Annotated in this window: 2 protein-coding genes; both read left to right on the top strand. The window is 74.3% G+C overall.

Annotation, left to right across the window (positions count from 1 at the left end; translation table 11 throughout):
- The coding region (locus BUE44_RS38650; protein WP_235002341.1) for a type I polyketide synthase at window positions 1-3,010 on the top strand (3,010 nt) is incomplete at its 5' end.
- A gap of 57 nt (window positions 3,011-3,067) precedes the next feature.
- Window positions 3,068-4,818 (top strand): type I polyketide synthase (locus BUE44_RS38645; protein ID WP_235002339.1); only part of this gene is annotated, 1,751 nt, incomplete at its 3' end.

The following is a 4,818-nucleotide window of genomic DNA, read 5'->3' as shown; positions in this document are numbered from 1 at the left end:
CGCGCTCGCCGCTGACGGCTACCGGGCCTTCGTCGAGGTCAGCCCGCACCCCGTCCTCCTACCGAGCATCACCGAAACCCTCGACAACCACACCCAAGACCCCACCGTGGCCACCGGCACCCTCCGACGCGACGACGGCGGCCTCGACCGACTCCTCCTCTCCGCCGCCGAACTCCACGTACGCGGCATCACCGTCGACTGGACCCCCACCTACTCCCACGCCGGCCCCGTACGCCCCGCCGACCTCCCCACCTACGCCTTCCAACACAAGCGCTACTGGCTCGAACCGGTCACAGCGCCGAACGACCCCGCCGCGCTCGGGTTCGCGGCCGCCGAGCACCCGCTGCTGGGCGCGGTGGTCGACCTTCCGGACGGCGGGGCAGTCTTCACCAGCCGGCTGTCGACGGCGAGGCACCCATGGCTGGCCGACCACGCGGTCTCCGGAAGCGTCCTGCTGCCGGGTGCCGTCTTCCTCGAACTCGCCCTGCGGGCGGGCCGGGAGGTCGGCGCGGGCACCCTGGACGAGCTGGTGATCGAGGCGCCTCTGACGCTGTCCGGCCGGGACGGCGTGCAGCTGCGGGTCTCGGCCGGCGCTCCCGGCGCGGACGGGCGGCGGCCGTTGCACGTCCACTCCCGGGCGGACGGTGCGGCGGAGTGGACCCGGCACGTCGAGGGACACCTCGTCCAAGGGCCGCTGAAGGCACCGGAGTCCGACGGTGAGCCGTGGCCGCCGCCCGGCGCGGAGCCGATCGCGACCGACGGCTTCTACGAGCGGCTGGCCGACGCCGGTTACGCCTACGGTCCCGCCTTCCGCGGGCTCGGCAGCGCATGGCGGCGCGGTTCCGAGGTGTGGGCCGAGGTCGCGCTGCAGAGCGAACTGCACGCGGCGGCGGCGGGCTTCGGACTGCACCCGGCCCTGCTGGACGCGGCACTGCAGGCCGCGAACCTCGGCGCGGCCCCGGCCGCGGAGGCGGGCCATGTCCTGCTGCCCTTCGCCTGGAGCGGTGTCGCACTGCACGCCACGGGCGCGACAGCGCTGCGCGTCCACGCCCGGCCCACGGGCACCGGCAGCGTCTCCTTCGCGCTCACGGACCCGGCGGGCCGTCCCGTGGCCGAGATCGGCGCTCTGGTGCTGCGCCCGCTCGCTTCGTCGGCACCGGTCTCCGACGCGCTCTTCCGCGTCGAGCGAATCCCGTTGTCCGCGCCGCCGGTCCCAGTGTCCGGCGAGGCCCCGGTGACACCGGTCCTGGACCTGACCGTCGCCACGGGTCTCGCGGCGCCCGCCGCTGCCCGCGATCTCACCGGCCGCGCACTCGCGTATCTCCAGCAGCACCTCACCACGGGCGACGGCCCGCTCGCGGTGCTCACCGCGGACCCCGCGGACGACCCCGCGACGGAGGCGGTCCACAGCCTGGTCCGCTCGGCCCAGCTCGAACACCCGGCGCGCATCCATCTCGTGGCCACCGACTCGCCTGCGGCGGCCTCCGCGCTGCTGCCGTCGCTGATCGCCGCGGCCGAGCCGCAGTCGTACGTCCGGGACGGCCGGGTCACCGTCCCCCGCCTGGTCCGCGCCCACGTACCGGACGCGTCCGGTACGACGACGGCCGCGCCCGAGGAAAAGCAGGTACTCGACCCGGACGGCACCGTGTTGATCACCGGCGGGACGGGCACGCTCGGCGGCCTGGTCGCCCGGCATCTGGTCGCCGAGTTCGGCATACGGCATCTGCTGCTGCTCAGCAGGCGCGGCCTCGACGCCGACGGGGCCGCCGACCTGGTGGCAGCGCTCGACGCGGAAGGTGCCGGCGCCGAGGTCGTGGCGGCGGACGCGGCCGACCGCGAGGCGCTGGCAGCCGTTATCGGTGCCATCCCACCGGGGCGCCCGCTCACTGCGGTGGTGCACGCGGCGGGCACCTTGGACGACGGGGTGTTCACGGCGCAGACTCCGGAACGGCTCGACGCGGTGTTGCGGGCCAAGGCCGACGGAGCGTGGCATCTGCACGAGCTGACGCGGGAAGTGGATCTGGCGGCGTTCGTGTTGTTCTCCTCAGGTGCCGGGACGCTCGGCAGCGCGGGCCAGGCCAACTACGCGGCGGCCAACGGCTTTCTCGACGGGCTGGCCCGACTCCGCCACTCCCAGGGGCTGCCCGCCGTGTCGGTCGCGTGGGGGCTGTGGTCGCAGGCGAGCGGGCTGACCGGCCGGCTCGGCGAGGCAGGCCTCGCACGGCTCGAAGGCAGCGGCGCGCAGCGCGGGTTGACCACGCCCGAGGCGCTGGCGCTCTTCGATGCGGCGCTGGCGACCGGGGAACCCACCCTCCTGGCGACCCGTCTCGACTACGCGGCGCTGCGTCTGCAGGCCGCGGGCGGTGACCTCAACCCGCTGCTGCGCGGGCTGGTCCGGGCGGCACCGCGGACGACCGCCACGGCCGGCCTCGCCCCGGCGGATCCGACTGCCGCGGACGGACGGGACTCGCTCCCCCGGCGGCTCGCCGCCCTCGACGCGGCGGGCCAACTGCGGTTGCTGGTGGACCTGGTAAGGAGCAGCGCGGCCTACGTTCTCGGGCAGAGCGTGGACGAGACGGTGCGGGCGACGCAGACGTTCAAGGACGTCGGCTTCGACTCGCTGACCGCCGTGAGGATGCGCAACCGCCTCGCCGAGGCGACCGGCATCCGGCTGACCGCGACCCTCGTCTTCGACCACCCGACTCCCACCGCACTCGCGACCCACCTGCGGGACCGGCTCGGCCTATCGGCGGCGGACAGCGCGACGGAGCCGTCCCGCGAACTGCTCGCCGACCTGCCGGAACTCGACCGCCTCGAAGCGTCGTTGGCGGCCGCGGCGAGCACCGGGGCGGGCCGCGGGCCGGCCGCCGCGCGGATCGCGGCGCGGCTGGCGGCGCTGGCCGACCGGTGGACGGCGGCGACCGTGCCTGAGGACGCCGACGTCGACCTCGACACCGCGTCGGACGACGAGATCTTCCAGCTCCTCGACAACGAACTCGGCCTGTCCTGACGGGCCCCCGCACGACCGACGGGCATCCCGGCGACGACGACCCAAGGAAGACACCCCATGCCGAACGACGACAAACTCCGCGACTATCTCAAGCGCGCTACCGCCGACCTGCAGCGGACCCGCAAGCGGCTCAGGGACGCCGAGTCACGGCGCGCCGAGCCGATCGCGATCGTCGGCATGGCCTGCCGGCTGCCCGGTGGGGTGACCTCCCCCGCGGAACTGTGGCGGCTGGTGAGCGACGGCACTGACGCGATGTCCGCCTTCCCGCCCGACCGCGGCTGGGACCGCGACGCGCTCTACGACCCCGACGCGGACGCCACCGGCCGCACCTATACGGACCAGGGCGGCTTTCTCGCCGAGCCGGGCGGTTTCGACGCCGGGCTGTTCGGGATCTCGCCGCGCGAGGCACTGGCGATGGACCCGCAGCAGCGGCTGCTCCTCGAAGTCTCCTGGGAGGCGCTGGAGTCTGCCGGGCTCGACCCGACCGCGCTGCGAGGCAGCAGCACCGGTGTCTACGCCGGGCTGATGTACCACGACTACGCCCACCACGTCCTCGACCTGCCGCCCGGCCTTGAGGGCTACTTCGGCATCGGGAACTCGGGTTCCGTGGCGTCCGGCCGGGTGTCGTACACGCTCGGCCTTGAAGGACCCTCGGTCACGGTGGACACCGCGTGCTCGTCGTCACTGGTCGCGCTGCACCTCGCCGCCCAGTCGCTGCGCGACGGCGAGAGCAGTCTCGCCCTGGCCGGCGGCGTGGCCGTCATGGCCACGCCCGAGGTCTTCGTCGACTTCTCCCGGCAGCGCGGACTCGCCCGCGACGGGCGCTGCAAGGCGTTCGCCGACGCCGCCGACGGCACCGGGCTCGCCGAGGGTGTGGGAATTCTGGTACTGGAACGGCTCTCCGACGCGCAGCGGCTGGGGCACCAGGTACTCGCCGTCGTGCGCGGTTCCGCGGTCAACCAGGACGGCGCCTCCAACGGGCTCACCGCGCCCAACGGGCCGTCCCAGGAACGGGTGATCAGGCAGGCACTCGCCAACGCCCGCCTCGCCCCTGCCGACATCGACGCGGTCGAGGCGCACGGCACGGGCACGACGCTGGGCGACCCGATCGAGGCCCAGGCGCTGCTGGCGACCTACGGCAGCGACAGGACGGCGGAAGAGCCGCTGTGGCTGGGCTCGTTGAAGTCGAACATCGGCCACACGCAGGCGGCGGCAGGTGTCGCGGGTGTGATCAAGATGGTCGAGGCGATGCGGAACGGCGTGCTGCCGCGCACGCTGCACGTGGACGCGCCGACCTCGAAGGTCGACTGGTCGGCGGGCGCCGTCGAACTGCTGACCGAGGCTCGCGATTGGCCGGAGGTCGACCGGCCGCGCAGGGCGGCCGTCTCGTCATTCGGCGTCAGCGGGACCAACGCCCACGTCATCCTCGAACAGGCACCCAGCACCGGCGCATCACCTGCTGCCGACCCCGTTCCGCCGTACGTGCCCTGGGCCGTCTCCGGCCGGACACCCGACGCGCTGCGGGCGCAGGCCTCGCGGGTGGCGTCCTTCGCCGAGGCGCGTCCCGACCTCGGCCTTGCCGGGATCGGCCTTGCGCTGGCCACCTCACGGGCAGCGCTCGACCATAGGGCGGTGGTCGTCGCCGGCGACCGTGCGGCGGTGTCGGCCGGACTCAGCTCCCTGTCCGGCCCGGCCACTGTCACCGGAGTCGCCGACGTGGAAGGCCGCCGGGTCTTCGTCTTCCCGGGGCAGGGGGCGCAGTGGGCGGGGATGGGGAGGGCGCTGCTGGCCGAGTCGCCGGTCTTCGC

Origin of the sequence: Actinacidiphila paucisporea (assembly GCF_900142575.1) — a bacterium.
Lineage (GTDB): Bacteria > Actinomycetota > Actinomycetes > Streptomycetales > Streptomycetaceae > Actinacidiphila > Actinacidiphila paucisporea.
Note: the sequence above shows the minus strand (reverse complement) of the source record. Positions and strands in the feature narration are given on the sequence as shown.